We start from the raw sequence: 24,206 nt of genomic DNA, 5'->3' as shown, positions 1-24,206 counted from the left end.
GGCCGGGGTCGTGGTGGCGGGGGACGTGGTGGTCGAGGCTGAAGCCGGTCCCGATGCCGAGGCCGGTGTTCCGGCGTTCGCAGAGGTCTGTGTTGAGAGAACCTCGGTCTCAGTGCTCTGTGTCGGGATGGCCGTGGCGGTCGCCTTGGCCGCCGCGGCGGACACCCCGCCGGGCATGATCGAGACGGCGCGATACCCGGCGGCCGACCACGGCGACCCGGCGTGCGGCGTGATCGTCACCGTGACGGACGTCTTGCCCGCGGTCGCCGAGGCCGGGATGGTGAACTCGTCGTCGAGCCAGCGGTGGTACGGGTTGGCCAGCGGTTCCAGCCAGGTGCCGACCGCGGTCCCGTCCAAGCTGACGGCGGCGCTCTGGCCGCCGGCGTCCTGGTCGCTGGTCCGTTGCAGGACCACGCCTTGGTTCGCGCCGTTCACCTGGAGCGTGAACGTCGTCGCCGCGGCGCTGTCGTCAACACACTGCGAGACCTCGACCGGCGTGCCGTCGTTGCCTTCGTAGTCCGAGGTCAGCGCGTCGGCCGAGGCGCCGGTGCCGACCGCCGTGAGGTCGTGCGCGCTCTCGCTGGCGGCGTTGCCCAGCGTGATGCTGTCGGTCTGGGCTTCGGCGGCGGTCGTGCTGCCGTACCACAGGGCCGTGGTGGTGTAGGTGGACTGGACGTCGTCGTGCCCGCCGTGCTCGATGCCGTAGCGGATCTTCGAGCTGAACGGGATGGCCTCGTTGAGCAGCAGCCGGTAGGCCGCGGTGCAGTCCACGCCGCTCGGGCAGTCGCCGGTGCCGTTGGCCTCGTCGCCGCTCTCGCCGTTGACCGGGAGCGTGAAGGGGCCGTTCTTGAAGTACCAGCCGCCCTGGAAGTAGTCCTCGGTACCGGTGCCGTTGATCTCAGGGGACTGGGATCCGTCGGTGTAGGCGCGCTCGTCGCCCTCCAGCGTCCCGCGGCTGGTCGGACCGTTCATCGCCGCGACGACGCCGACGACCTTCCCGTGCCCGGTCGTGTTCAGGAACGTCCAGTCCTGTCCGGGGGTGGTCGCCCCGCTGTTGGCCGTCGCATGGAAGTATCCTGCGGCACCGTCGGCCAGATCTGTGGCCCAGTGCGGATCGGCGGCGGTGGTCAGCGAGTAGTCGCCATACGTCAACGGCTGGGACGAGGCGTTGTAGATGCTGATCGAATAGCCGCTGCCGTAAGGCATCGGCCACCACGAGCTCAGCAGCCCGCCCGGACGCGGGTCGATCGCGCTCATCAGGGTTTTGGTGGCGGTGTCGGTGTTCGAACCGAAGAACTGGCCGAGCGGGGCGTCCACGGTCTGCACGCCGTCGAAGCTGATCCGGATGCGGGCCGAGGCCAGCGCCTGGTCCTGGTTCGGGTAGGAGTTGGTACGGCCGCCGGCGAAGGTCGGGGTCCCGCTGACGCTGTAGTGGTGCGCGGTCGCGGCGGCCTGGTTGCCGACGCTGAACTCGTCGGTGCGCTCCATCCCGGTGGGCATGTGGCTGTCGACCCAGTACGAGAACTCGTTGAAGTCCTTGGCGGAGGACACGAAGGTGTTGGAGATCGTGATGCTGCTCTTGCCGGCCGTCACCGAGGCCGGGATCTCCAGCGACTCATCCAGCCACGAGCCGTTGGGCTCCTGCGGGTTGGCGGTCCAGTCGCCGACCTGGGTGTCGTCCACGCTGACGGCCGCGACCTGACCGGCGACGTTCGGGTCGAGCCGGCGGGTGAGCCGGACCCCGTTGTTGGCCGGGTCGACGGCGACGGTGAACGTCGAGGACTGGCCGGCGCCGAAGGCGTCGCCGGTGTCGGTGACGCTTGCCGGCAGCGGGTAGCTGTATATCTGCGTCCCGGACCAGTTCGGCTTGGTCAACGAATAGTGGTGCGCCGCCTCGGTCGCGGCGTGCTCCGGACCCACGTCGACGGTGTCAGCGCTCTGCCAGACCCCGCCGACCTGCTCGTCGATCCAGTACGTGAACTCGTTGCAGTCCAGGTCGGTGGCCAGGCAGGTGTTGACGATCGTCGCGCTGGACTTCCCGGCGGTGGCCGACGCCGGAGCCGCCAGCGTCTGGTCGGCCCACTGGCCGGCGGCGGCCGTGGCCGCGCCGTTGAGCCACTGGCCCGCGGCCGCGCCGTTGACCGTCACGCTCACCTGCTGGTTCCCGACGTGCGGGTCGTAGCGGCGGGTGATCCGGATCCCGGTGTTCGCCGGATTCAGGCTGACGGTGAAGGTGCTGGCGCCGCCCTTCAGGAACGAGTCGCCGTCATCGGTGATCGGCGTCGTCGTGGGATGCGACAGATGCGGGATCTGAAGGTTCAGCGCGGTGATCTGGCCGCTCCCGGTGCCGCTGGCGATGGTGCTGGTCTGCCCCGGCAGCACCTGGAACGATCCGCCGGTGCTCGTCGCGCCGCTCACGGCGGCCTTGGGATCGGAGTCCCCGGCCTGCTGGAGCGTGCCGACCGCGTCCGAGGCCGCGGCCGTCGGATCGAACGTGCTCACCCCGGTGGCGTCGGGGAAGGTGCGGTAGGCGACGTGGTAGTAGCCCGGGTCCGCGTCGGTGCTGATCTGCATCGAGGACGTGAACGGCATCGGCACCTCGATGTAGAACCCGCCCGAGCTCTGGCTGTCGTTGGCGACCAGCGGGTAGGTGAACGGCGCCTTGAGGCCGCCGTTGAAGATGTCGGCGGCGGCGTGGTCGACGACGGTCTTCCCGTCCAGGACGATGCGCAGGTCGCCGGCCGGGCTCACGCCGCCGGTCATCCAGATCGCGTCCACCTCGCCGGGCCCGGAGTGCGCGGCGAGCAGGGTGCCGCCGCCCGGCGCCGGGCCGAGGTTGTTGCCCTTGTCGTTGTTGGCCTGCTGCCGGTCGAAGCTGGAGAACTGGCGCGTGCTGACGCCGTCGGTCAAGTAAGGGAGCTGATCCAGGTTGCGGTACGTGTCCCAGCCGACCGTGCTCTTGGTCGCGGTGACCGAGGCTGAGGTGACCGAGGCCGCGGCGGGCTGAAGGGACAGGGCGGCCGTCGCCAGGAGCAGCGCGCTCAAGGCGGCGCCCAGCAGGCGTCGGCGGTGCGGCGCCGGCCTTCGCCGGGCGGGTCGTGGCAACGGTGCACTCGATATTCGAGGCATGACAAAGTCTTCCCTTCGAGGAACACGGGGCTGGGTCGTGCCGAACCGAGGGAGGCGAGAAGTAATATGAGGGGCGGGCGGGCTACGGTCGCTTCCGCTCCAGAACAACAGTGTGGGGTTATCCCGGCATGCTCGACAATGAGTTCAACTGTCGATGTCAGTCGGTGTCAGGCTGCTGAATATCCCGAGCCGGCAGCCCGCGCAGGAGCACGTCGAGGAAGAGCTCGAACCGCGGGCTGCTCTGGCCGAGGTCCAGCGGGTTCTCCTGGACCGCGAGCCAGCTGACCAGGCACGTGATGAAGATGTACCAGCTCTGCTCGGCCAGCTCGCCGGTGGCGCCGGCGTCCGCGAACGCCGCGGTGACCTCCTCGCGCAACCGCCCGAACGCGTTCGGCGTGTGCCGGTGCGGGCGCGAGATGCGGGTGGCGTAGCCGGGGACGGCCAGGAACGCCTCGTGCATGCCGCGCGCCACCTCGGTGAGCCAGGGGCGCCAGGGCTGGCCGGCCGCGCGGGCCGGGGGCAGCACGCGCTCGATCATCACCTCGTTGATCAGGTCGAACAGCTGGTCCCGGCTGCTCACCCAGCGATAGAGCGCGCCGTGGCTGACCTCCAGCCGGGCCGCGAGCTCGCGCATCGTCAGCGCGTCCAGGTTCGGCGCGGCCAGTGCGGCGTCGACGATCTGCTCGCGGCTGATCTGCGCGGGACGTCCCGGACGCCCCTGGCGCCCCGGACGTCCGGCGCGCGGGCTGGGTGTCGCTGACTCGGCCATGGACAGGACCCTATCGAGGTCCGGGATTAGTGACCAGCGGTCACTAAATGGGGTACGCTGAAACCGGAGGTCGTCGAGACGCGGCGGCACTCCGCGTTGGGAGGACACGATGACGCAGCATGCTGACATCCGGGGCACGGTGGCGCCCGGATTCGAGTCGGTACGCACCGAGTTCGCGGCGATCGCGGCGGGACAAGGCGCCGACTACGACGCGCAGGTGGCGGCCTATCGCGACGGCACGCAGGTCGTGGACCTGTGGACCGGCCCGGACACCGAGGCCGACACGCTCTTCGGCGCGTACTCGGCGTCCAAGGGCGCCGTACACCTCGTCGTCGCCCTGCTCGTCCAGGAAGGCGTGCTGGACTACGACCAGAAGGTCAGCCACTACTGGCCGGAGTTCGCGGTCCAGGGCAAGCGCGACCTGACTCTGCGCGAGCTGACGGCGCACCGGGCCGGCCTCGTGGGCGCCGACACCGGCTTCACCCTTGAGGAACTCGCGGACGACCAGGTGGTGGCGGCGCGGCTCGGCGCGCAACGTCCCTACTGGCGACCGGGCACCGCCTTCGGCTATCACGCGCTGGTCATGGGTGCGCTCAGCGGCGAGGTGATCCGCCGGGCCACCGGCCGTAGCGTCCAGGAACTGTTCACCGAGCGGATCACCGCCGCCCACGACGTCGACTTCCGCCTGGGCCTGCCCGCCGCCCACGAATCGCGATTCCGCCCCACGCTGCCGATGTACGTGACCCCCGAGCGCCTGGCCGAACTGGCACGCACCGCGAAGAGCCCGACCAGCATCAACGGCATCGCCTTCAACCGCACCAACCCGCACACCCCGCAGGTCTGGGAACTGCCCAACCTCCAGCCGGTCCGAACCCTCGGCACCGCCTCATTCGGCGGCGTGGCCTCGGCCCGCGGCCTGGCCAAGATGTACGCGGTCGCGATCAGCGCGGTCGACGGCGCCGCGCCGCTGCTGACGCCGGCCACGATCGCCGAGGTCGGCCAGATCCAGTCCTTCGGGCCAGACGTGGTGCTGGGGATGCCGCGCGCCTTCACGGTCGGATTCCACGCGACCTCCGAGTACTACCCGCAGCTCGGCCAGGGCTCGTTCGGGCACAGCGGCGCGGGCGGGCAGCAGGCGTTCGCTGATCCGCGCAACGGGATCGCTTACGGATACACGCGCGGTCGGATGCCGTTCCCCGCGGCGCCGGGGCCGGAGAATGATCGGCTTATTGCGGCCATCTACGGTGCGGGGGCGGCTCTGGGGCGGTGAGCCGGAGGCTGAGACAGAGGCTGGGACCGGCTAGCCGTGTGTCGGCGGCCGGTTGGACCGGATAACACATAACTTATCCCTCATGTCACGCTCACTCGTCGGCTTACTGAGGATGGCGACGTCCATCAGTGTCCTCACAGCCTCGCTACTGCTCCCCGGCTCCGCTTTCGCCGCCCAGGCCGTCGGCACCGTTCCGGGCAACACCGTTCCGGGCAGCACCGGCTGTCCAAAACACCCCGCGCCGGTCATCTGCGTCGACCTGAGCCATCAACGGCTGTGGGTGCAGAAGAACGGCAAGACCGGGTTCCCGTCGGTCCCGATCCGGTCGGGCCGTCGCGGCGACGCCACCCGGACCGGCTGGTTCCACGTCTTCCGGCGCGACGAACATCACTGGTCGAACGAGTACTCCTCGCCGATGCCCTACAGCCTGTTCTTCAGCGGCGGCCAGGCGATCCACGGAGTCGCCGAGGACTTGTCGCGGGGGCCGGGCTCCCATGGCTGCGTGAACATCGGAGTCGCCGATGCCCGGCGGCTGTGGGCGGCGACGACTCTCGGCGAGGCCGTCTACGTCTGGGGACGCAAGCCCGGGACGTGACCGGCCGCCGGCATCAGCGGGGGCGGGCATCGCACGATGCCCGCCCACGCCGCACGCTCACCCCAGCGGCTCGTGGTTGGCCCACCCGACCTTGTACGGGTGGCGCCCGCGCCACTCGTCGATCACCGCGCCGATCTCCGGTGCGGCGAAGGTCTTCGTCAGCGCCTCGTGGTCGGCGACGGAGACCTGCACGATCGCGGTGGCGATCAGTGCGGGGATCTGCTCCTCGCCGGGGACGGCGATGTGGTGGGCACTGGCGACGGACTGGACGTGGCCGGTCGCCAGGAGGGCCCGTTCGATGTCCGTGAGGTATCGATCGAGTTCGCCGTCGGGCAGCGACTCGGTGAACGAGACAATCATGGTGTGCTGGATCATGCTGCGATTCTCGGCGGTCCAGACCTCCGGTGTCCAAGACCTCTTCGCTCTTCGGCGATAACCTGGAGGCATGAGTGAGTTGGAGACCCGCGAGCTGGAGTACTTCCTCGCGGTCGCGGACGAGTTGCACTTCGGCCGGGCGGCGATCCGGCTCTCGATCGCGCAGCCGGCGCTGTCCAAGGCGGTGCGGCGGATCGAGACCCGGCTCGGCGTCGCGCTGTTCGTCCGCTCCAGCCGGCACGTCGAGCTGACCGCAGCGGGCATGGCGTTGCAGGAGCACGGCCGGCACGCGCTCAACGCGGTCGGCGCCGCGGTCCGGCACGCGCAGAACGCCGGCAGCAGCCAGGCCCACCTGCGGCTCATCCTCAAGCCGGGCGGGGACGGCGGGCTGTTGTCCGGCCTCGTCGCCGCCTACGCCGCGCAACCGGACGCCCGGCCCGTGGACATCCTGTTCAGCGGCCCCACCGACCGGGCCGACTTCCTGCTCGACGGCCGAGCCGATGTCGGCCTGCTCTTCGCCCCGTTCGACCCGCTCGACGGCCTGGCCTACGAGCGTCTGTACACCGAGGACCGCGTCCTCATCGTCCCGGCGGCACACCGGTTGGCCGGCCGCGCCTCGGTACGGCTAGCCGACCTCGTCGGGGAGCCCCTGCCGCCGTGGGACTATGCCTCCTCCGGGGAAGGCGCCGGGGCCCAAGTCGGCGACGTGATCCAGCTGCTGCACCTGATCAGCGCGGAGCGGATGGTCGGCGTGCTGCCCCGCTCGCTCGTTCCGGTGCTCCCGCCGGGCCTGGTCCGCGTCCCGATCGCGGACGCGGCACCCAGCCATCTCGTGCTCGCCTGGAACGCGCAGGACTCCCGGCCGCTGGTCGCCTCGTTCGTGGCCGCCGCGTTGACCTTGAAGCCGAGCCATGCGCCCTACGCATAGCTGATCTGCGAGATACGCGTTTGTCGCAGGTCTGACGATACTGCACGCTCGGCACCATGACGACACCGCACACCATCACCGTCCTCGGCCTGGGCCGGCTGGGCGCCCCGATAGCCACCCGCCTCGCCGAGCGGGGCTGGCACGTCATCGGCTGGACCCGTTCCGGCCACGCGGCAGCCGGTGCCGTGGAGCCGGCGGGCGAGGCGAACGAGGCAGTACAGAAGGCTGACATAGTGCTGCTGTGCCTGTTCGACGCAGCGGCCTGCGAGCAGGTCCTCGACCAGGTCCGCGATTTCCTGAGGCCGGACGCGGTCGTGCTCAACACCAGCACTGTCGCTCCCTCCGAGGCCGCCGCACTCGCCGCGCGCTTCGGCCCGAACTACGTCCACGCGCCTGTGCTGGGTTCCGGTCCGGCGGTGGCGAACGGAGCACTGCGGATCCTCGCCGCCGGTAACACAGAGTCCTTTGATACCGTCCGGCCGGTCCTCGAAGCACTCGGTACGGTCCAGCGCGTCGACGACGCGGCCACCGCCGCAGCCCTCAAGCTGGTCGCGAACTCCTCCCTTGCCGGCGCCGTCCTCGGACTTCGTGACTCATTGCAGCAGGCGGATGCGCTGGGGCTGTCCAGGGCCGCGGCGTTGGACGTTCTCGAACTCGGCTCGTTCGGCGGGCTGGTCGCGCGCAAGCGGGACCTCCTCACCGAGCCGTCCGCGACTGCGACCGCGACCGGGACCGCCGGAACTGCCGACGCCACGTTCACGATCGGCGCGCTGGCCAAGGACATGGCGCTGTTGGCTGACGCGACGGACAAGCCTCTGCCCAGCGCGGCGGAACTGGCCGACACGCCTGCCGGCCCTGAAGCCGATATCGCCATTGCCGCAACCGCTCCCGCTGTGGACGACGCTGTGCTCGAAGCCGTACTCGAACCACTCCGCGCCTACATCCGCGGCCACGCCACCCGCGACCCGGCCCACTTCCGCGAGGCGTTCCTCGGCAGCGCGCACATCGAAGGCATCCGGGACGGCGTCTTCGTTTCGTGGCCGCTCGACGACTACTGCGCCATGTTCGACGGTCAGCCGGCCGAGGACGAGCCGACCCGCACCCGCCGCATCGACAGCGTCCGGGTGCACGGCAGCGTCGCCTCCGCCGGCATGACGCTCAAGCACGGCCCGGACACCTTCACCGACATCTTCCTGCTGGTGCACGTGGGCGACGGATGGCGGATCGCGAACAAGGCCTATCACCGGCACTCGTGACAGCGTCACCTCACGCGTGTCACCTCACGCTTGTTGCAGCGACCGGAACTCGCTCGCCCACGTGAGGTTCTGACCGGGCAGGCCGTCGGCGCCGGGCTGGGTGACCTCCGGGCAGAAGATGCTGTTGAACACCCACGGCGTCTTGCCCGGGCCCCAGTCCTGCACCGCACCGGCGTCCTGCGTGATGCCGTAACCGGCCACCGCCAGCCGTCCGGTCTGGCGGAAGGCCGCAGCCATCTGGGCCATGATGTCGCGGTTGCCCGAGAACCAGGGGCATGACAACAGGAAGTCGTTCCATTCCTGCTGCGCGAAGGGGTGCGCGATCGCGTCGCCGACGACCTGCCAGACCAGCGTGCCCGCGGGGAGGTGGTACTTGGTGGTGAACGCGGCGGGGACCGGGTCGGACAGGTGTTTTTGGTACAGCTTGACCAGCGAGAACTCGGTGGCCAGGAACTTCTGGTCCGGCCGGATCCGGGGGACGATGTAGTCGAGGTAGCGCTGGCAGTCGCTCATCGAGGCCACGTGCGGATGACAGTCCGTCCCGGCGATGTCCGGGTTGCCCTTCACATAATCGAGCCAGCGATTGATGAGTGGGACATTGCTCTTCTTGGGGTTCTCCAAATCGGTGAGGGCACCCATGAAGATCTGCGTCTTTCCGGCCGAGGCGCCGTGCTGCTTCCGATAGTCGATCGCGTGTTGCGCGACGGTTTCGTAGAAAGCGTTGAGATTGCCGGTCTTCTGGCCGCATTCGAAGAACGGCTCGTTGCCGATCACGACGATGTCGACCTTGCCCAGGACGACCGCCAGGACCTTGTCCAGGCGCGTGAGGGCGACGCTCATCGCGCTGCTGCCGACGTCCGGAAGGCCCTGCTCGTAGTCGAACTTCAGGTTCAGCACGGTGCCGTAACCGCCGGCGATGGCCGCGGTCAGCTTCTTCATCCCCGGCTGGCCGGCCACGTCGCCCTGGTCGGCGTTCTGCATGAGGTAGAAGCCGCGGACCCAGGTCGCCGAGATCGCCTGGAACTGTGCGAAGTCCAGCAGATCAAGATCCTGGTTCAGGTTGGCGGCGATCACGTTGACCGGCGGTGGCGCGGAGACATGGCCTGTGGCCGGAGCGGTGTCGGCGCCACTGCGGCTGCTGCTACCGCCACTGCCGCTGGCGCCACCGCCGGGATCCGTAGTGGAATCGCCTGCCGGAGCGGTCGCCGGCAAGGCCGCGGGCGCAGCCGAACCACAGCCGGCGACACCTGTGGCCGCCAATCCGGCCGCCATCGTTGACAATCCGAGCAGGCGACGGCGATTCAGCACGCGCGCACCTGGAAGTATTCGACACCACACATATTCGACTCCTTTCGTGTGCGTTGTCGATACTCCCAATGCGCGCCTAAGGACCGAGTAAACGAGTCATCGCTTCAGCGGATCGCCAGATCAGAACGCGTTGATCCCGGTGAGCTCAGCCGACAGCGTCCACAGCCGCGACGCGGCCTCCGCGTCGGCTCCCCACGGATGCAGCCCGGCCCGCATGGCGTCCGGCGCCTCCGGATCCACGACCTCTGCGACCTCGCAGTCCTCAAGGTAGAGCCCGCCAAGGCCGTCCAACGCCGGTGCGCTCACCGCCCACGCCGCCGTCGCCGCCCCGGCGCCGACCGACTTCCAGCGGATGAGGTCGTTGCCGTCGCTGTCGACCCAACCGAGGGCGATCGCGTCCTCGGGCTCGACGTAGCGCTGGAGGTTGGTGCGGATGCCGCCGGGGTTGAGCGAGAACGCCCGCACGCCGGATGATTCGGCGAGCGTGTCCAGGTGCAGGGCGAACAGGATGTTCGCGGTCTTCGACTGTCCGTACGCCTGCCAGCGGTCGTAGTCTCCCTCGAAGTGCGGGTCGTCCCAGCGGATGTCGGAGAACTTGTGGCCGCGCGAGGAGAACGCCGCCACCCGGGCGCCGCCGTCGGCGACCAGCGCCGGCCACAGCAGGTTGGTCAGGGCGAAGTGGCCGAGGTGGTTGGTGCCGAACTGGAGCTCCCAGCCCGGCCCCACGCGGGTGAGCGGAGCGGCCATCACACCGGCGCAGTTGATGAGGTAGTCGATGCTTCGGCCGTCATCCAGGAGACTTGCGGCGAACGCGCGCACCGAGTCCAGGTCGGCCAGATCGAGCTCGGCGACCTCGACGCGCTCCACCTCGGCCAGGGCGGCGCGGGCCGCGTCCGGGCGCCGGGCGGGGACGAGCACGGTCGCCCCGGCGGCGGACAGGGCACTGACATCCTCCAGGCCGAGGCCGGAGGCGCCGCCGGTGACGACGGCGAACCGGCCGGTCAGGTCGATTCCGTCCAGCACTTCACGGGCGGTGCTGGCAGCGCTGAATCCGCTGCCGATGGGCTTTTGCGTACGGGTCATGATCTAAAGCGTAGGCAGGGTGGATCCGGGTGAACCAGGCCCTGCCAGGGAGGGTCTGAGCGGACCCTCCCTGATGCGCGTGACCCGCGAGACCCGCGTGTCCAGCTCTACTCGCGTTGCCGGTGTTACCGGCGTTACCAGCGCTGTCGGCGCTACGCGCGGTTCCCGACGACGCCTGCCATGACCTCTTGTGCGAAGCCGAACGCGGTCGTCATCCCGACCCCCGCGGTCACGGCCGCGACCCGCACGCCCTCGGCCGGTTCGGCGTTCAGGAACGGCTCGGGCGCCGAAGCGTAGACCCCGCGCCAGCGCTCGCGCACCGTCAACCGCTCCGCGCCGAGCAGCCGCGCCGTCTCGCGCAGGACCGCGGCGTCGAGCTCTTCGTCGTTGAAGGGCAGGTGCGTGCCGGCGTAGCTGTGGGTGTCGCCGATGGTCAGCGTGCCGTCGGGGCGCTGGGTGAACATCAGGTTCAGGCCGATGCCGATCAGGTCGGGGTGTTCGCCGGTGAGCCGGTCGCGCAGCGCGGGCAGCGAGGCGCATTCGGCGAAGCCGCCGTAGCGGAGCATCGAGAAGCCGGTCTGCACGGCCGGTTCGATGCCCCGGCCGGTCGGGTTGTCGACGCGGAGCATGCGCAGCGCGCAGCGCTGGACGCCGTGCTCGGCGGCCAGGCCGGGGAAGTGGCGGTCTACGTCGTGCCCGGTGGCCACGACGATCCGGTCGGCGCGCAGCTCGCCCCGGCCGGTCTGGACCCGTCCGGGCTCGATCACTTGCGCGGTCGTGGCCCAGTGGAACCGCACCCCGCGGGCGGCGAGGTATTCGGCGATCTTCGGGACGCTCTCGCGCGGATCCACGCGCAGGTCCTGCGGCAGCCAGGCGCCGCCGACGACACCCGGGCCGAACGCGGCGTGCCCGGCCACCTCTTCGGCGGTCAGCATCCGCGCCTCCTCGCCGCGCAGGCCGGAGAACTCCTCCAGCACCGCGAGCTCGTCCTTGTGGCGCGCGACCATCAACGTCCCGGTGCGCCGGGCCCAGAATCCGGCCGCCTCGGCCAGCCGGAGCCAGGTGACCCGGGCCGCCCGGCCGTAGCCGAGCGCGGGGCCGGACTGCGCGGTCGCGCAGGCGTGGCCGAAATTTCGTATGGAGGCGCCGGTTGCCCGGTCGTCGCGCTCGACGACGGCGACGGACAGTCCGCGCTCCACCGCCTCGTAGGCGCACGCCAACCCGACGATGCCGGCTCCGATGACGAGTACGTCCACTGATTCCGAACCCGGCTCCGCCATATGTGTCCCGTCCCTAGGCACGTCGCTGATCATCTTGCCCGGCAAGCTAGGACGAGCGGCGCCGACAAAATGGAACGCGGTCGGAACGTCAGGTTAACGGAGCCCGTCCAATCAGGACAGGTACCGCGATCCGCACCCCGAGCTCAGTCCGCCAACCGCGCCGGGAAACCACCGGTCGCCACCGGCCCCCACCGGCGCGGCGTGACCCGGATGATCGACTTGCCCTGCTGCACCATCGCCTGGCGGTACTCGTCCCAGTCGGGGTGCTCACCGGCGATGTTGCGGTAGTACTCGACCAGCGGTTCCACCGAGTCCGGCAGGTCCAGCACCTCGGCGTCACCGTCGATCTGCACCCACGGCCCGTTCCACTCATCCGAGAGCACCACGACGCTGACCGCCGCCTCCCGCCGCGCGTTCGTGGTCTTCGCCCGCTCCGGGTACGTGGACATGACCAGCCGTCCCGAGTCGTCGACCCCGCAGGTCAACGGCGACGCCTGCGGCGACCCGTCGGCCCGCCGGGTGATCAGCAGCGCCCGGTGCCGGGGGCGGACGAAGTCGAGCAGCGCCTCGAGGTCGACCGAGGTGTTGGTGGCGATGGTGCGGGGCATGTCAGGGAACCGCCTTAGGGGTGGGGGTGGTCACGACTTTACTGGAACCCACACCCGGGATTCGGTGCGTCCTGCGCCAACGGGCTTCCCGCCGGATTCGTGTACTCCACGTCCAGCACCACCGGTGTCGTCCCCAGGTTCCGGTCGATCTGCACGTTGTCCGCGCCGCCGGCCTCCACGAACGACGTGTTCTGGCTGAAGACGTCGGTCGCCGTGCAACTCGCGTCGTTGTGCGTCACCGAGCCCTGCTCGACGTACACCGCCAGCGTCCCGTCGTGCCACTGCCATCCGGTGCTGCCGCCGGGCTGGATCGTGATCTGCTGGTGGACGGAGTCCGCGCCCAAGATGGTGGTCTTGCCGATGACCGTGCCCGACACCCCGGACGCGGGCGTGGCGCTCGCGATGCCCGGCGTGAGCACTGTGGTCACGGCGGTGGCGGTGACGGCACCGGCGAACGCGAACCGGCGATCGACCCTCGGCATGGTCAGCTCCTTGCATGAGTCCTGATATGGCGGCTTTTGGCCGAGTTTACCGATGGCGTGGCCGAGAGCGTGTGATCCGACACCTGCTTCACTCCTGCGGTCGGGCGAATCAGCTCATAGAGCCACACCGCCAACGCCAGCACCGCCATCGCCGCGCCGAAGGTACAGACAGCGCCCCATCCCCAGGCGCCGTAAAGACTTGTGGCGATGATCGCCCCGCCGCCGGTGCCGAGCGAGTAGTAGACCATGTAGCCGCCGATGACGCGGCTGGTCGCGGTCGGGTCGTCGGCGACGATCAGGTGCTGGTTGGTGACGTGCAGGGCCTGGCCGGCGAAGTCCAGGACGACGATGCCGACGACCAGCAGCGGCAGCGAGAACCCGGCCGTGCCGATCGCCGCCCACGACGCCAGCAGCAGGACCAGCGTGACCCCGGTGACCAGCGGCGCGCGTCCGCGGTCGGCGAGTCGTCCGGCGCCGCTCGCGCTGAGCGCCCCCGCGGCCCCGGCGATCCCGAACAGGCCGATCTGGGACGTCGACAGGTGCCACGGCGCCTCGGCCAACGGCAGTGCGACCGAGCCCCACAGCGCGCCGAAGCACCCGAACAGGAACAAGGCGAGCAGACTCCTGATACGGAAGGTACGGTTCCGCGCGGTGAGGGTGAAGACCGACGTGATGAGGCGGCGGTAGGGGACCGGCGCGGCTTGCGTCCGGCGGCGTGACGGCAGTCGGCTCAAGGCCGCGGCCATCGCGACCATCACCCCGGCCGGGAGCAGGAACGCGGCGCGCCAGCCGAGCGCGGAGGCGACCAGCCCGGAAACGGTGCGTGCCAACAGGATCCCGAGCACGACGCCGCTGGTCACCATGCCCAGCACCCGGCCGCGTCGCTCCGGCGGGCTCGACACCGCCGCGTAGGCGACGATGACCTGCACGACCGCCGACGCAACCCCGACGACGGCGCACGCGGCGAAGAACGTGACCGGTCCGTCGGCGAGCCCGGCGGCCGTGAGCCCGATCCCGGCGGCGAAGGCCAGCCAGCTGATCAGCTTGCGCGGATCCACCAGGTCGCCGAGCGGGACGAGCAGGATCAGGCCGAGCAGGTAGCCCGACTGCGTGACCGCCGTGGTCAGGCCCAGGCTCCCGGCGCTGACGTGCAGCGCGTCGCCGATCGGGGCCAGCAGCGGCTGCGCGTAGTAGACATTCGCGACCGACAGGCCGCCGGCCACTGCCAGGAGCAGGGCGAAGCCCATGGCGCACCCCCAAAGTGGTAGTAGAAGAAAACCAGATTAGCGGGGGTGGTTTTCTTTCACAACCAAAGTGGGGGCGGCGACGGCCTATCCGGCCGGCTGCGCGCTGTCGAGATGCTGGCTGAGCCAGGTGTACATTTCGGGCAGCCAGCTCCGCCACACCGCCGGGTTGTGCGCACCGTGTGCGTGCTCTGACACCGACACGATGTCCGGTGCCGCGGCCTGCAACTGGAACGCCACCGGCAGCGAGTCGGTGTCCTGGTCCGAGACCGCCGCCAGCAGACTGACCGGCTGGTCCGGGCCGGGGTGGCGGTGCGTCAGCAGCCACAGCGTGGAGTTCTGGTCCACGACGTCCGTCCCGGCCCGCACCACCTGGCGGCCGTCGGGCGTGGAGTCCCCGGCCATCTGCGCCGCGGAGCGGAAGTACTGCGGGTACTGCACCAGGAGCTTGCCGGCGCACAGTCCGCCGTCGGAGAAGCCCATCAGGCCCCAGCCGGTGCGCTTGTCGGAGACGTGGAAGTTCGCCTCGATCATGGTGCGCACGTCCTCGGCGATGTACGTGGCCATCTGCGGGCCGCCGGGGATGTTGGAGCAGTTGAGGTTCTGGCCGTTCTGGTTGACGTTCACCGCGACCAGCACGAACGGCGTGGCCTGCTGCTTGGCGAGCATCTGCTGGAGCACCCCGCCGCCGTCCAGGACGCTGAACCAGCCGGCCGGCGAGCCGGGGTAGCCCGGGAACAGCATGATCACCGGGAAGCGGGTGTTGGCGTAGGCGGCCTGGTGGTACTGCGGCGGCAGCCAGACCGCGACGTCGCCGCCGTTCCCGCCGATGCCGGACAGCGGGCCGCGGAAGGCCGCGACCTGGGTGCCGTGGCCGCCGGGGACGAAGACCGGCTTGGGGACGTTCGCCGGGTTCGCGGCGCCCGCCGGGTTCGGCGCGGTGCCGTGCGCGGACTGCCCGCCGCCGCCGAAACCGAGTTGCGGCTGCCGGCCCGCGTTCGGGTCGGTCGCCGGCGTGCCGCTCTGGTTCAGGTCGGTGGCCGCGCGGGTGGCCTGGTGCACGGCGACCGGCCCGCCGCCGTCGTCGCCGAGCAGATCGCCCCACGAGGCGTACAGGTCGTAGTGGTTGTTGATCAGCAGCCCGACCAGCAACAGCATCGTCGCCTGGCATAGGCCGATCAGCCCCAGCCGGCTGGCGGCGCGCACCGGGCGCGGGCCGCGCGCCCGGTTCCACAACAGATAGGTGGCGACCGGTGCGCCGATGGTCACGCACGCCGCGAGGATGAGCAGCGAAGTGCTGGTCAGGCTCATGGGAGGGCCTTCCGGGACGAGTCACGTATGGCGTGGCACAGTCTCGGGGCCTCGCACACTATCGTCCGTACTGTCCCATATGAGAACTTCATGAGACAAGGCGATCAAATGAGATCCCGGTCACATCGGGGTTTGAACCTCGCGCGGCCTGTCTATTCCCGTCGATCCCGGGGTAGCAGCAGCGCGCACGCGGCCGACACCGCGATCAGCCCGGCGGCGGCGTCCATGGTCGCGACGATCCCGAACTCCTGCCCGAGCAGCGACCCGCCGACCAGGCCGCTCAGCGTGGCCAGCCCTTGCACCGCGAGGTAGGCGGAGCTGACCCGGCCCTGCACGCGATCCGGCGTCCGGCGCGTGATCGAGGTGTCGGCGGTGACCAGGAAGCAGACGGCCGGCGGCCCGATGAGCGTGAACAGGACCACGTCCCCCGCGAGATGCGGCACGTTGAACGTCACCGCGAAGACGACGGCCAGCGCCCCCAGGCTGGCCGCGATAGTGGTGCGGTCGGACGCGCGCCCGACGACCAGCCGACTCGCGGGTGCGCCCAGGAGGAAGCCGAGACCGAGAGTGCCGAACAGGACGCCGAGGCTCTGGGCGCCGGTGTCCAGGATGGCGCGCAGGTACGGGACGAGGAGCGCGGTGAGGATCGCGTTGCCGGTGAAGAAGACTGCTGCGACGCCGAACAGTGTGCGGAGGCCGGGCGTGCGGCGCAGGTGACCGATGCCGATGCGGAAGTCTTCGGTGAAGCGGGCTGTGGCTTGGGGGGAGCGTGCGGTGCCGGCGGCTGGCGCCTCTTTGTGGCTCGGCCTGAAGTGAATCAGGGTAATGAGGCAGGCCGAGGCTATGTAGCTCGCCGCGTCGATCGCCACCACCGTCCCGAACCCGGCGAACGCGAACAGCACGCCCCCCAACGGCCCGCCGACGAGCCGTATCGTCCCGCCGACCAACTGCCCCAGCGAGTTCGCCGCACTGAGCTCCGGTCCGCGTCCGACGAGGTTGGGGACGAGCGCACGCTGCGCGGGCCCGAAGTACTGGCCGAAAGTCGACTCCAGAGCGAGCGCGGCATAGACGATCCAGACCTCGCCGCGCGTGTGGACCAACAGCAGCAGGAGAACGGCGCCGGCGCGCAGGAGATCGGCCGCGATCATCGTGCGCCGCCGGTCCCACCGGTCGGCGAACACGCCCGCGACCGGCCCGAGCAGCACGGCCGGGACGGTCTCGGCGGCCTCGGTCAGGCCGGTCGCCATGGTGGAACCGGTCAGGCGGAAGACGAAGAAGGGGGCTGCGACGAGCAGGAGCCAGTCGCCGATGCTGGACAGGAACTGGCCGGTGAGGAGCAGGCGGTAGTCGCGGATGCGCAGGACACTGAGCATGCTCGCGGTTTTGTTGCTGTCGCTGCTCGCGCTGCTGCCGCTGCCGGCCGTGCTTCCTTTGCCAGCCGTGCTTTTGCCGCCGCCCATGTCGACCCCACTCGCAGGCGTTTGTGTTAGCACTCTCACTCCCAGAGTGCTAGCCGACTCTGGCACGCCACCGGTCCGCGCGCAAGCACTCTCCTCCCGTGAGTGCTAGAAATCAGTCTCTTGACACCCCGTCACACCGAACCCGCGTCAGCGACTACCCTTAGGGGGACACAACGACGAACCGCGGCGGGCCACAAGCCCGGGTCGCGGCGCACCAGCACTGGGAGCACGGATGAGCTCGGTACCGGCTGAGCACTCGGTCGATCGGCTTGTCGGGTGCGAGGACAGCGGGCCGACCGTCATGCGCATGGTGCTCGGCTCGCAGTTGCGCCGCCTGCGCATCGCCGCCGGGGTCACCCGCGGCGCCGCCGGCTACGAGATCCGTTGCTCCCACACGAAAATCAGCCGCATGGAGTTGGGCCAGGTCAGCTTCAAGCGTCGCGACGTGGCCGACCTGCTCACCCTCTACGGCGTCGCCGACGACACCGAGCGCGAAGCCATCCTCACCCTGGCCGCCCAAGCCAACGCGCACGGCTGGTGGCACGGTTTCGCCGATCTGATGCCCGGCTGGTTCGAGGTCTACGTCGGTCTGGAGGAGGCCGCCTCGGTCATCCGTTGCTACGAGGCCCAGTTCGTCCCCGGCCTGTTGCAGAGCGAGGACTACGCCCGCGCGGTCATCCGCGACGGCTATCCGCTGGCGTCCGCCGAGGAGATCGAGCGCCGCGTGCGGCTGCGGATGAACCGGGCGCGGCTGGTCCACAGCGCTGAACCGCCCCGTATCTGGGCAGTCGTCGACGAGGCCGCGTTGCGTCGCCAGCCCGGCGGGGTGGGAGTGATGCGGGCGCAGCTCACGCATCTGCTTCAGCTGTGCCGGCTGTCGCACGTCACGGTCCAGGTCGCGCCGTTCGCCCGCGGCGGTCCGGCGGCGGCCGGGCCGTTCACGATCCTGCGTTTCGCCGAGCCGGCCCTGCCCGACATCGTCTATCTGGAGCAGCTGACCGGGGCGGCGTATCTGGACAAACGTGAGGATCTGGACGCCTACACGACCGTCGTGGACCAGCTCTGCGTCCAGGCGCTGACGCCCTCGGAGACCGTCGCGTTCCTCACCCGGCTGATCGAAGGGTATTGATTCCCTACGCGATCGGCGGCCGACCCGAGGCGGATCTCAAGTACATCCCAGGGCTCTTATTCCGTTCGGAGTGGACCTCAGGGCAGGATGGCCTCATGACCGACGAGACGCAGCACCGGCCGGCCCCGCAGATCGACAGCAGCGTTCCGCACTCGGCCCGGATCTTCAACTACTGGCTGGGCGGCAAGGACAACTACCCGGTCGACCGCGAGGCGGGGGACCACTTCCGCCAGGTCTTCCCCGAGATCGTCGATCTGGCTCGCAGCGGTCGGCAGTTCCTGGTCCGCACGGTCCGCTTCCTGACGGCCGAGGCCGGCATCCGGCAGTTCCTGGACGTCGGCACCGGCCTGCCCACGGCGAACAACACCCACGAGATCGCGCAGGGCATCGAGCCCGGCTCGCGCATCGTCTACGTCGACAACGACCCGCTGGTCCTGGCGCACGCCCAGGCACTGCTCGTCGGCACCGAGGAAGGCACCACCGACTACATCGAGGCCGACCTCGAAGACCCCGAGACGATCCTGGCCCGGGCCGCCCAGACCCTGGACCTGTCCGAACCGGTCGCCATCGTCCTGCAGGGGATCCTGGCGCACGTCGACCGGTACGAGCGGGCGCTGGAGATCGTCGAGCAGCTGATGGGCGCGGTGCCGTCGGGCAGCTACCTCGTGGTGCGCGACGGCGCCGACACCAACGCCGCGTACCAGGACGCCATCAACCGCTACAACCAGAGCGGCGCCGTCCCGTACAACCTGCGCAGCCCCGAGCAGATCGCCGGCTACCTCGACGGCCTGGAACTCGTCGAGCCGGGCCTGGTCTCCTGCCCGCTGTGGCGGCCGGACACCACCGACATCGGCACGCCGGTGGAGCAGGCGGTGCTGGGGGCCGTGGCGCGTAAGCCGTAGCAGTAGCCGGGCATCTTCTCCGCACCCGGGGCTCGCCGACGGTCCGCGAAAAGGGATCTCGGCGGCCTTACAGTGATCGCATGACCGATGTTGACGGCACGCCACGGGACCTCGTCCCCGTGTTCGAAGGCTTCCGCGGCATGAACGCCGTCCGGACCTCGCCGCTCTACGAACACCTCAACAACGCGTTCATCACAGAGCCCGAACTCGCCGCCGCCCTGCTGGCCGCGCCGCCGACCGAACGCCTCCCGCTGTTGCTGTTCGCCTCGGTCCACTTCCTGCTGCGCAACGTCCCGAACGAGGCGGACGCGGCGCTCGCCGCGTACTACCCCTCGCTCGGCGGCACCAGGACCCCGGACGCGGAGCTGACCGGCACGTTCCGGGAGTTCACCGCCCGCCGCGACGCCGAACTACGGGCCCTGACTTCCACGCACGTCACGCAGACCAACGAGGCGCGCCGCGCGGCCATGCTCCGCCCGGCCCTCACCGCGGCCCAGCAGCGGGCCGGGGACCGGGAGATCGCGCTGGTCGAGGTGGGCTGTAGCAGTGGTCTGATGCTGCTGCCGGACCGCTACGGCTACCGCTACGACCAGCCCGACGGTTCGGTGCTCGAGTTCGCAGACCCCGCCACCCCGGAACTCCTCCTGCAAGCCGAGGTCCGTGGCGACAAGCCGGTCCCGAAGTGGCTGGCGACCCCGCTGCGCATCGCCTCCCGCGTCGGGATCGACCGCAACCCGATCAGCGCCGCCGACACCGAGCAGACCGACTGGCTCCGGGCCTGCGTCTGGCCCGAGCACCTGGACCGCCTGGCCCGGCTGGAGGCCGCGCTGGCCCAGGCCCGCGAGGCCGGTCTGGACCTGCGGCGCGGCGATCTGTTGGACCTGCTCCCGGCGGCCGTCGCCCAGGCCCCGCAGGACGCGGTCGTGGTCGTCGTCTCCTCCCACGTCCTGCCCTACCTGGCCGACGCCGACCGGATGACCTTCGCCGAGCAGGTCGCAGAGCTCGCCGCGACCCGCGACCTGATGCTCGTCCTCAACGAGGACCACCGCTTCGGCCGCATCTTCGGCGTCCAGGCGCCGGGCAACGAGGGCTACGTCGCGGCGTCCTTCATCGACTTCACCGCTGCCGACTCCACCGCTGCCGAAGCGCCGACCGCCGCCGCGTTGGCGAAGGTCGACCCGCACGGCACCTGGCTGGAATGGCTGTGATCCGGCGTCAAGATCACGGCATCAAGGTCACGGCGTCAACGTCAACCTGTCCTTGGTGGCCGCCACTACCGCAGACCTCGAATACGGCCACGGTAGCGTCTGGAACGTCCGCCACAGCGGCAGCTGGTCGAGGTAGTGCGGATCGTCGACGTGCCCGGACGCGCCGGTGAGGTTCACCCACGTCGAGGCGTCCAGGTCCGACAGGTCCACGACCATGCGCATCGACGGCAGTTCGTCGACCGAGAAGTCCTTGGCGATGTCGAAGCCGGTCGCGTCCACGACCGACGTGCCGCCGGACACGGCCACCGGGTCGCCGTTCACCAGCCACTTCACGAACCACGGGCCGCCGGTGCCCAGGGTCTGGTTGGTGGGCGTCAGCTTGTGCATCTTGCCCCACTGCCACTTATGAACATCAGAACCCTGCTGCGACGTCAGTTCGGCCGCGGCCTGGTCCATCGCCTTGGCCAGCATCGCGTCCCGGTCGCCGTTCCACCAGAAGCTGGACGCGTCCGGGAGCAGTGAGGTGGCCACGGCGAACCAGCGATCGCCGCCGTCCACGTCCACCGACGACGGCAACTTCGCCTCGAAGGCGTCCTGGCACAGGAACTTCCAGACCTCGTAGAAGTAGGCCGCGGCGGCCGACGTGTCAGGGGTCGAATCATCCCAGCCGTCGAACAGCGCGGCGGCGGCTCGCGTCTGCTTCTTCGCCGAGGCCGGCAGCCGTGTCAGGTAGGGGACCAGCACGGACGCGAACTCGTTGCGGGTGTCGGCCTGGATCGCCCGCATCCCGGCGGCGTCGATCTTCTGGCCGCCGGCGGTGGCGGCCTGGATGCGCCGGGTGATCTCGTTGGCGCGGTAGCCGTAGTCGAAGTCCTCCGACAGCAGATACGGGTACTGCGATCCGATGACCGGGTTGTTGGCGGTGGCCACGAACCCGGCCTTGGGGTTCAGCACGCTCGGCAGTTGGTCGAACGGGATGAAGCCGGTCCACTCGTACTGGTCGGTCCAGCCCGGCACCGGCCAGCGGCCGTCGCCGCTCTTGCGGATCGGGATCTGGCCGGGGGCCTGGTAGCCGATGTTGCCGGAGGTGTCGGCGTAGATCATGTTCTGCGACGGCACGGCGAAGTTGGCCGCCGCGGCCCGGAAGGAGTTCCAGTCGCTCGCCCGGTCCAGCGCGAACAGGGCGTCGGCGGTGTGCCCGGGGGTGAGCGCGGTCCAGCGCAGGGCGACCGCGTATCCGTTGCCGGCGCTGGCGATGTCCTTGTCGGCGTCGGACACCAACGGGCCCTGATTCGTGGAGCGGATGGTGATCGGGACCGACTTGCCGCCGGCGACCTTGATGGTCTCCCGCTGGACCGTCAGGGGAAGCTGTTTGCCGTCGTACTCGTAGCTGTCGCCGCTGACCTTCTCCAGCACCAGATCGCTGACGTCCTCGGTGCCGTTGGTGAAGCCCCAGGCCACGGTCGGGGTGTGGCCGATCACCACGCCGGGGGTGCCGGGCATGGTGAAACCGGTGACGTCGTAGGGGCAGTCCGCGGTCAGCGTCGTGCAGTGCAGCCCCATCTGGTACCAGATCGAGGGCAGTTCCGGGGACAGGTGCGGGTCGTTGGCCAGCAGCGGTTTGCCGGTCGTGGTGAGGCTGCCGGAGACCACCCAGGAGTTGGAGCCGACGCCGTCCACGTCCGGCTGGAGGTAGCCGGGGAGGTTGGCGACGGTGTGCGAGAGGTTCGACAGGGCGCTCGCCGCGCCGGCCGGGAGCGCCGCTCCGGCGGCCGGGTCGTCCGCAGGCGGCGTGGCGTTCTGGTCGAAGGCGCCGTTCACGACAGCACCCTGATCGACGATCGCCGGGTGGTCAGCCGGGTAGGGCGGGAACAGCTGGTCCACCTGGTCGTGGGTGAGCTTCTGCGAGGACAGCGCGCGGTCGATCTCCGACTGCATGTTGTCGCGCAGGTCCCAGGCCAGGGCCTTGAGCCAGGACACTGAGTCGATCGGCGTCCAGGCATAGGGGGTGTAGTCGGTCTGCAACCCGAGGACCGCGTATTCCACCGACGCTTTCGAGCCCTTGTGATCCTTCAAATACGCGTTCACGCCATCGGAGTAGGCGTTCAGGTACGCCTTCGTCGCCGGGCTGAGGATGGCGTACTCCTGCTCGGCGACCGTGCGCCAGCCCATCGTGCGGATGAACTTGTCGGTGTCGACCTGGTCGGAGCCGAACATCTCGGACAGCCGGCCGGCGGTGATGTGCCGGTAGACGTCCATCTGCCAGAAGCGGTCCTGGGCCTGGACGTAGCCCTGGGCGAAGAACAGGTCGTGCGAGGTCGAGGCGTAGACCTGCGGGACGCCCTGCGCGTCGCGGTCCACCTCGACGCCGGCGTTCAGGCCGGGGACGCGGAGCGTGCCGGAGGTCTGCGGGGAGGAGGCGTGGATGGCGTCGTCGACCCACCACGCGCCGGCGCCGACCACGATCAGGAGCAGACCGGCGAGGATCGCGGCGGTGATCTTCAGCTTGCGGAAGCGGCGGCGGCGGGGGCGCGGGTGAGGGTGAGGTGGCTCGGCGGTTTCATCGAGTTCTGACTCAGGCTCAGCCGCGGGCTCGGCTTCAGGCTCTGACCCGTCGCGGGACGGCGGTTCGGGGAGATCGTCGTCGGTCTGCACCGCGGCAGGTTACGGCTCCGCGGGCCACGTTGGGAATAGCCAGGGGGCATGCTGAAGTGGGCTTTGGCATTTATTGACCGTGTCCATGGCTTGCCCGGGCGTCTCAGGGCACGTCTTCGCGCCGCGACCGCCCCGGTGCCACGCGTACCTGGTCGCGTCCGGACTCCTTGGCCGCGTACAGCGCGGTGTCGGCGGCGACCACCAGCTCGTCCAGGGCGTCGGCGGAGTCCGGCAGGGTGGCCACGCCCACGCTGACGGTCACCGGGTGCGGCCAGGTGCGGGAGGCGGCGTGGACCTCGGCGCGCAGGGAGTCGGCGCGGAGCCGGGCCTGGCCGGGCGGGCAGTCCGGGAGCAGGACGCCGAACTCCTCACCGCCGATCCGGCTGACCGTGTCGCTGGCCCGGACCAGGCTCGGGAGCAGTTCGCCGAGCGCGGCCAGGGTGTCGTCCCCGGCCGCGTGGCCCCAGGTGTCGTTGATCCTCTTGAAGTGGTCGACGTCCACGGCCAGCAACGACAGCGGCTCCCGGGTCCGGCGCTGCCGCGTGACTTCCCGGTCCAGCGCCTCGTCGAACGCGCGCCGATTGCTCAGCCCGGTCAGCGGATCGGTGCTGGCCTGCTCGGCCAGCGCCTGCTTGAGCCGGTCGGCCTGATCCCGCACCCGCCGGATCACCACCAGCGTCAGCACCATCGACGTGCTGGTCTCCACCCACGCCGAGAACCGGTCGGGCCCGGTATCGGCCAGCAGGATGACGGTCAGGCAGGCCACGACGACAGCCAGCGTCCAGTACGCCGTGCGCCGGGGCAACAGGTACGCGGCGAACAGCAGCGGCCAGCTGAGCAGCAGCATCCCGTCGGCGGCGTTGCTGTGGTTCAGCGCGAGCGTGACGGTGATCAGCAACGCGGCCGCCGCCGGCGTGGCACGCAGCACCGGATCCGGCGCCGGGCCGGGCAGCAGCAGGTAGGCCAGGCCCCACGCCGCGGCGACGGCACACGCGGCGAGGAACCCGAACCACCCGGCCGAGAAGACACCCTGCCGCACACCCAGCACGAGAGTCAGGAAGGTGCCCAACCCCGCGCCGATGAGAAGGAGCTGCCCGGCGAAGTGGGTGGCAAAGCGGCGGCTCTCCTCCTCGCCATGCTGCCAGAGCGCAGTCACCGAGGGGCGCGGCGCGCGGGCCCGACGCAGGCGGCGGATCCGCGGGGCCGGGGAGGCG

Annotated in this window: 20 protein-coding genes; 7 read left to right on the top strand and 13 right to left on the bottom strand. The window is 70.1% G+C overall.

What is annotated here, in order from left to right:
• Both IZR01_RS33200 and IZR01_RS33195 read right to left on the bottom strand, forming a co-directional pair.
• On the bottom strand, positions 1–3,045 hold a 3,045-nt coding region (locus IZR01_RS33200), incomplete at its 3' end, for a glycoside hydrolase family 172 protein (protein WP_194926165.1).
• Positions 3,046–3,286: 241 nt separating this feature from the next.
• Complete coding sequence (locus tag IZR01_RS33195) at positions 3,287–3,898, bottom strand: TetR/AcrR family transcriptional regulator (RefSeq protein WP_194926164.1); 612 nt, start codon at positions 3,896–3,898, stop codon at positions 3,287–3,289.
• Positions 3,899–4,007: 109 nt separating this feature from the next.
• Here IZR01_RS33195 and IZR01_RS33190 point away from each other — a divergent pair, with 109 nt between their 5' ends.
• On the top strand, positions 4,008–5,168 hold the full coding sequence (locus IZR01_RS33190) for a serine hydrolase domain-containing protein (protein ID WP_194926163.1): 1,161 nt from the start codon (positions 4,008–4,010) through the stop codon (positions 5,166–5,168).
• 82 nt (positions 5,169–5,250) lie between these two features.
• Positions 5,251–5,763, top strand: coding sequence for a L,D-transpeptidase (locus IZR01_RS33185; protein WP_194926162.1), 513 nt, complete (start codon positions 5,251–5,253; stop codon positions 5,761–5,763).
• Between the two features lie 57 nt (positions 5,764–5,820).
• Here IZR01_RS33185 and IZR01_RS33180 read toward each other — a convergent pair whose 3' ends face one another.
• Positions 5,821–6,138, bottom strand: a complete 318-nt coding sequence (locus IZR01_RS33180) for a hypothetical protein (protein WP_194894471.1) — start codon at positions 6,136–6,138, stop codon at positions 5,821–5,823.
• Between the two features lie 70 nt (positions 6,139–6,208).
• Between IZR01_RS33180 and IZR01_RS33175 the strand changes: the two genes are divergently transcribed.
• Both IZR01_RS33175 and IZR01_RS33170 read left to right on the top strand, forming a co-directional pair.
• Positions 6,209–7,066 carry a LysR family transcriptional regulator gene (locus IZR01_RS33175; protein ID WP_194926161.1) on the top strand — a complete coding sequence of 286 codons (858 nt, stop codon included), beginning with the start codon at positions 6,209–6,211 and terminating at the stop codon, positions 7,064–7,066.
• 56 nt (positions 7,067–7,122) lie between these two features.
• A complete protein-coding gene (locus tag IZR01_RS33170) occupies positions 7,123–8,322 on the top strand; it encodes a nuclear transport factor 2 family protein (RefSeq protein WP_194926160.1) in 1,200 nt (399 codons plus the stop codon).
• Positions 8,323–8,346: 24 nt separating this feature from the next.
• Here the strand turns inward: IZR01_RS33170 and IZR01_RS33165 are convergent, their stop codons facing one another.
• From IZR01_RS33165 to IZR01_RS33130, 8 genes are all read right to left on the bottom strand, one after another.
• Complete coding sequence (locus IZR01_RS33165) at positions 8,347–9,396, bottom strand: hypothetical protein (protein WP_194926159.1); 1,050 nt, start codon at positions 9,394–9,396, stop codon at positions 8,347–8,349.
• A 354-nt stretch (positions 9,397–9,750) separates the two neighbouring features.
• Positions 9,751–10,713, bottom strand: a complete 963-nt coding sequence (locus IZR01_RS33160) for an oxidoreductase (protein WP_194926158.1) — start codon at positions 10,711–10,713, stop codon at positions 9,751–9,753.
• A 152-nt stretch (positions 10,714–10,865) separates the two neighbouring features.
• On the bottom strand, positions 10,866–11,993 hold the full coding sequence (locus IZR01_RS33155; RefSeq protein WP_194926157.1) for a TIGR03364 family FAD-dependent oxidoreductase: 1,128 nt from the start codon (positions 11,991–11,993) through the stop codon (positions 10,866–10,868).
• 143 nt (positions 11,994–12,136) lie between these two features.
• Positions 12,137–12,601: a PPOX class F420-dependent oxidoreductase gene (locus IZR01_RS33150; RefSeq protein ID WP_194894477.1), complete on the bottom strand. Its 465-nt coding sequence runs from the start codon at positions 12,599–12,601 to the stop codon at positions 12,137–12,139.
• Between the two features lie 38 nt (positions 12,602–12,639).
• The gene (locus tag IZR01_RS33145) at positions 12,640–13,083 is read right to left on the bottom strand and encodes a cupin domain-containing protein (protein ID WP_194926156.1); all 444 of its coding nucleotides are present in this window, start codon (positions 13,081–13,083) and stop codon (positions 12,640–12,642) included.
• Positions 13,084–13,085: 2 nt separating this feature from the next.
• Complete coding sequence (locus tag IZR01_RS33140) at positions 13,086–14,330, bottom strand: MFS transporter (protein ID WP_194926155.1); 1,245 nt, start codon at positions 14,328–14,330, stop codon at positions 13,086–13,088.
• Between the two features lie 84 nt (positions 14,331–14,414).
• The gene (locus IZR01_RS33135) at positions 14,415–15,638 is read right to left on the bottom strand and encodes an alpha/beta hydrolase (protein ID WP_194894480.1); all 1,224 of its coding nucleotides are present in this window, start codon (positions 15,636–15,638) and stop codon (positions 14,415–14,417) included.
• A gap of 152 nt (positions 15,639–15,790) precedes the next feature.
• On the bottom strand, positions 15,791–17,011 hold the full coding sequence (locus IZR01_RS33130) for an MFS transporter (RefSeq protein WP_194926154.1): 1,221 nt from the start codon (positions 17,009–17,011) through the stop codon (positions 15,791–15,793).
• 319 nt (positions 17,012–17,330) lie between these two features.
• Between IZR01_RS33130 and IZR01_RS33125 the strand changes: the two genes are divergently transcribed.
• The 3 genes from IZR01_RS33125 to IZR01_RS33115 all read left to right on the top strand — a co-directional run bounded on the left by IZR01_RS33125 (position 17,331) and on the right by IZR01_RS33115 (position 20,337).
• On the top strand, positions 17,331–18,227 hold the full coding sequence (locus IZR01_RS33125; protein ID WP_194894483.1) for a Sco1979 family transcriptional regulator: 897 nt from the start codon (positions 17,331–17,333) through the stop codon (positions 18,225–18,227).
• 95 nt (positions 18,228–18,322) lie between these two features.
• Positions 18,323–19,129 carry an SAM-dependent methyltransferase gene (locus tag IZR01_RS33120; RefSeq protein WP_194926153.1) on the top strand — a complete coding sequence of 269 codons (807 nt, stop codon included), beginning with the start codon at positions 18,323–18,325 and terminating at the stop codon, positions 19,127–19,129.
• Between the two features lie 80 nt (positions 19,130–19,209).
• Entirely contained in the window at positions 19,210–20,337 is a 1,128-nt protein-coding gene (locus tag IZR01_RS33115) for a DUF2332 domain-containing protein (RefSeq protein ID WP_194926152.1), read from the top strand.
• A gap of 27 nt (positions 20,338–20,364) precedes the next feature.
• On the opposite strand, the gene IZR01_RS33110 is transcribed toward IZR01_RS33115, so the two are convergent.
• Positions 20,365–22,992 carry a penicillin acylase family protein gene (locus IZR01_RS33110; protein WP_323747168.1) on the bottom strand — a complete coding sequence of 876 codons (2,628 nt, stop codon included), beginning with the start codon at positions 22,990–22,992 and terminating at the stop codon, positions 20,365–20,367.
• A gap of 103 nt (positions 22,993–23,095) precedes the next feature.
• On the bottom strand, positions 23,096–24,206 hold a 1,111-nt coding region (locus IZR01_RS33105; RefSeq protein WP_194926151.1), incomplete at its 5' end, for a GGDEF domain-containing protein.

The organism is Catenulispora pinisilvae (genome assembly GCF_015356865.1).
Classification (GTDB): Bacteria; Actinomycetota; Actinomycetes; order Streptomycetales; family Catenulisporaceae; genus Catenulispora; species Catenulispora pinisilvae.
The sequence above is the reverse complement of the archived record's forward strand: the minus strand, read 5'-3'. Positions and strand labels throughout refer to the sequence as shown.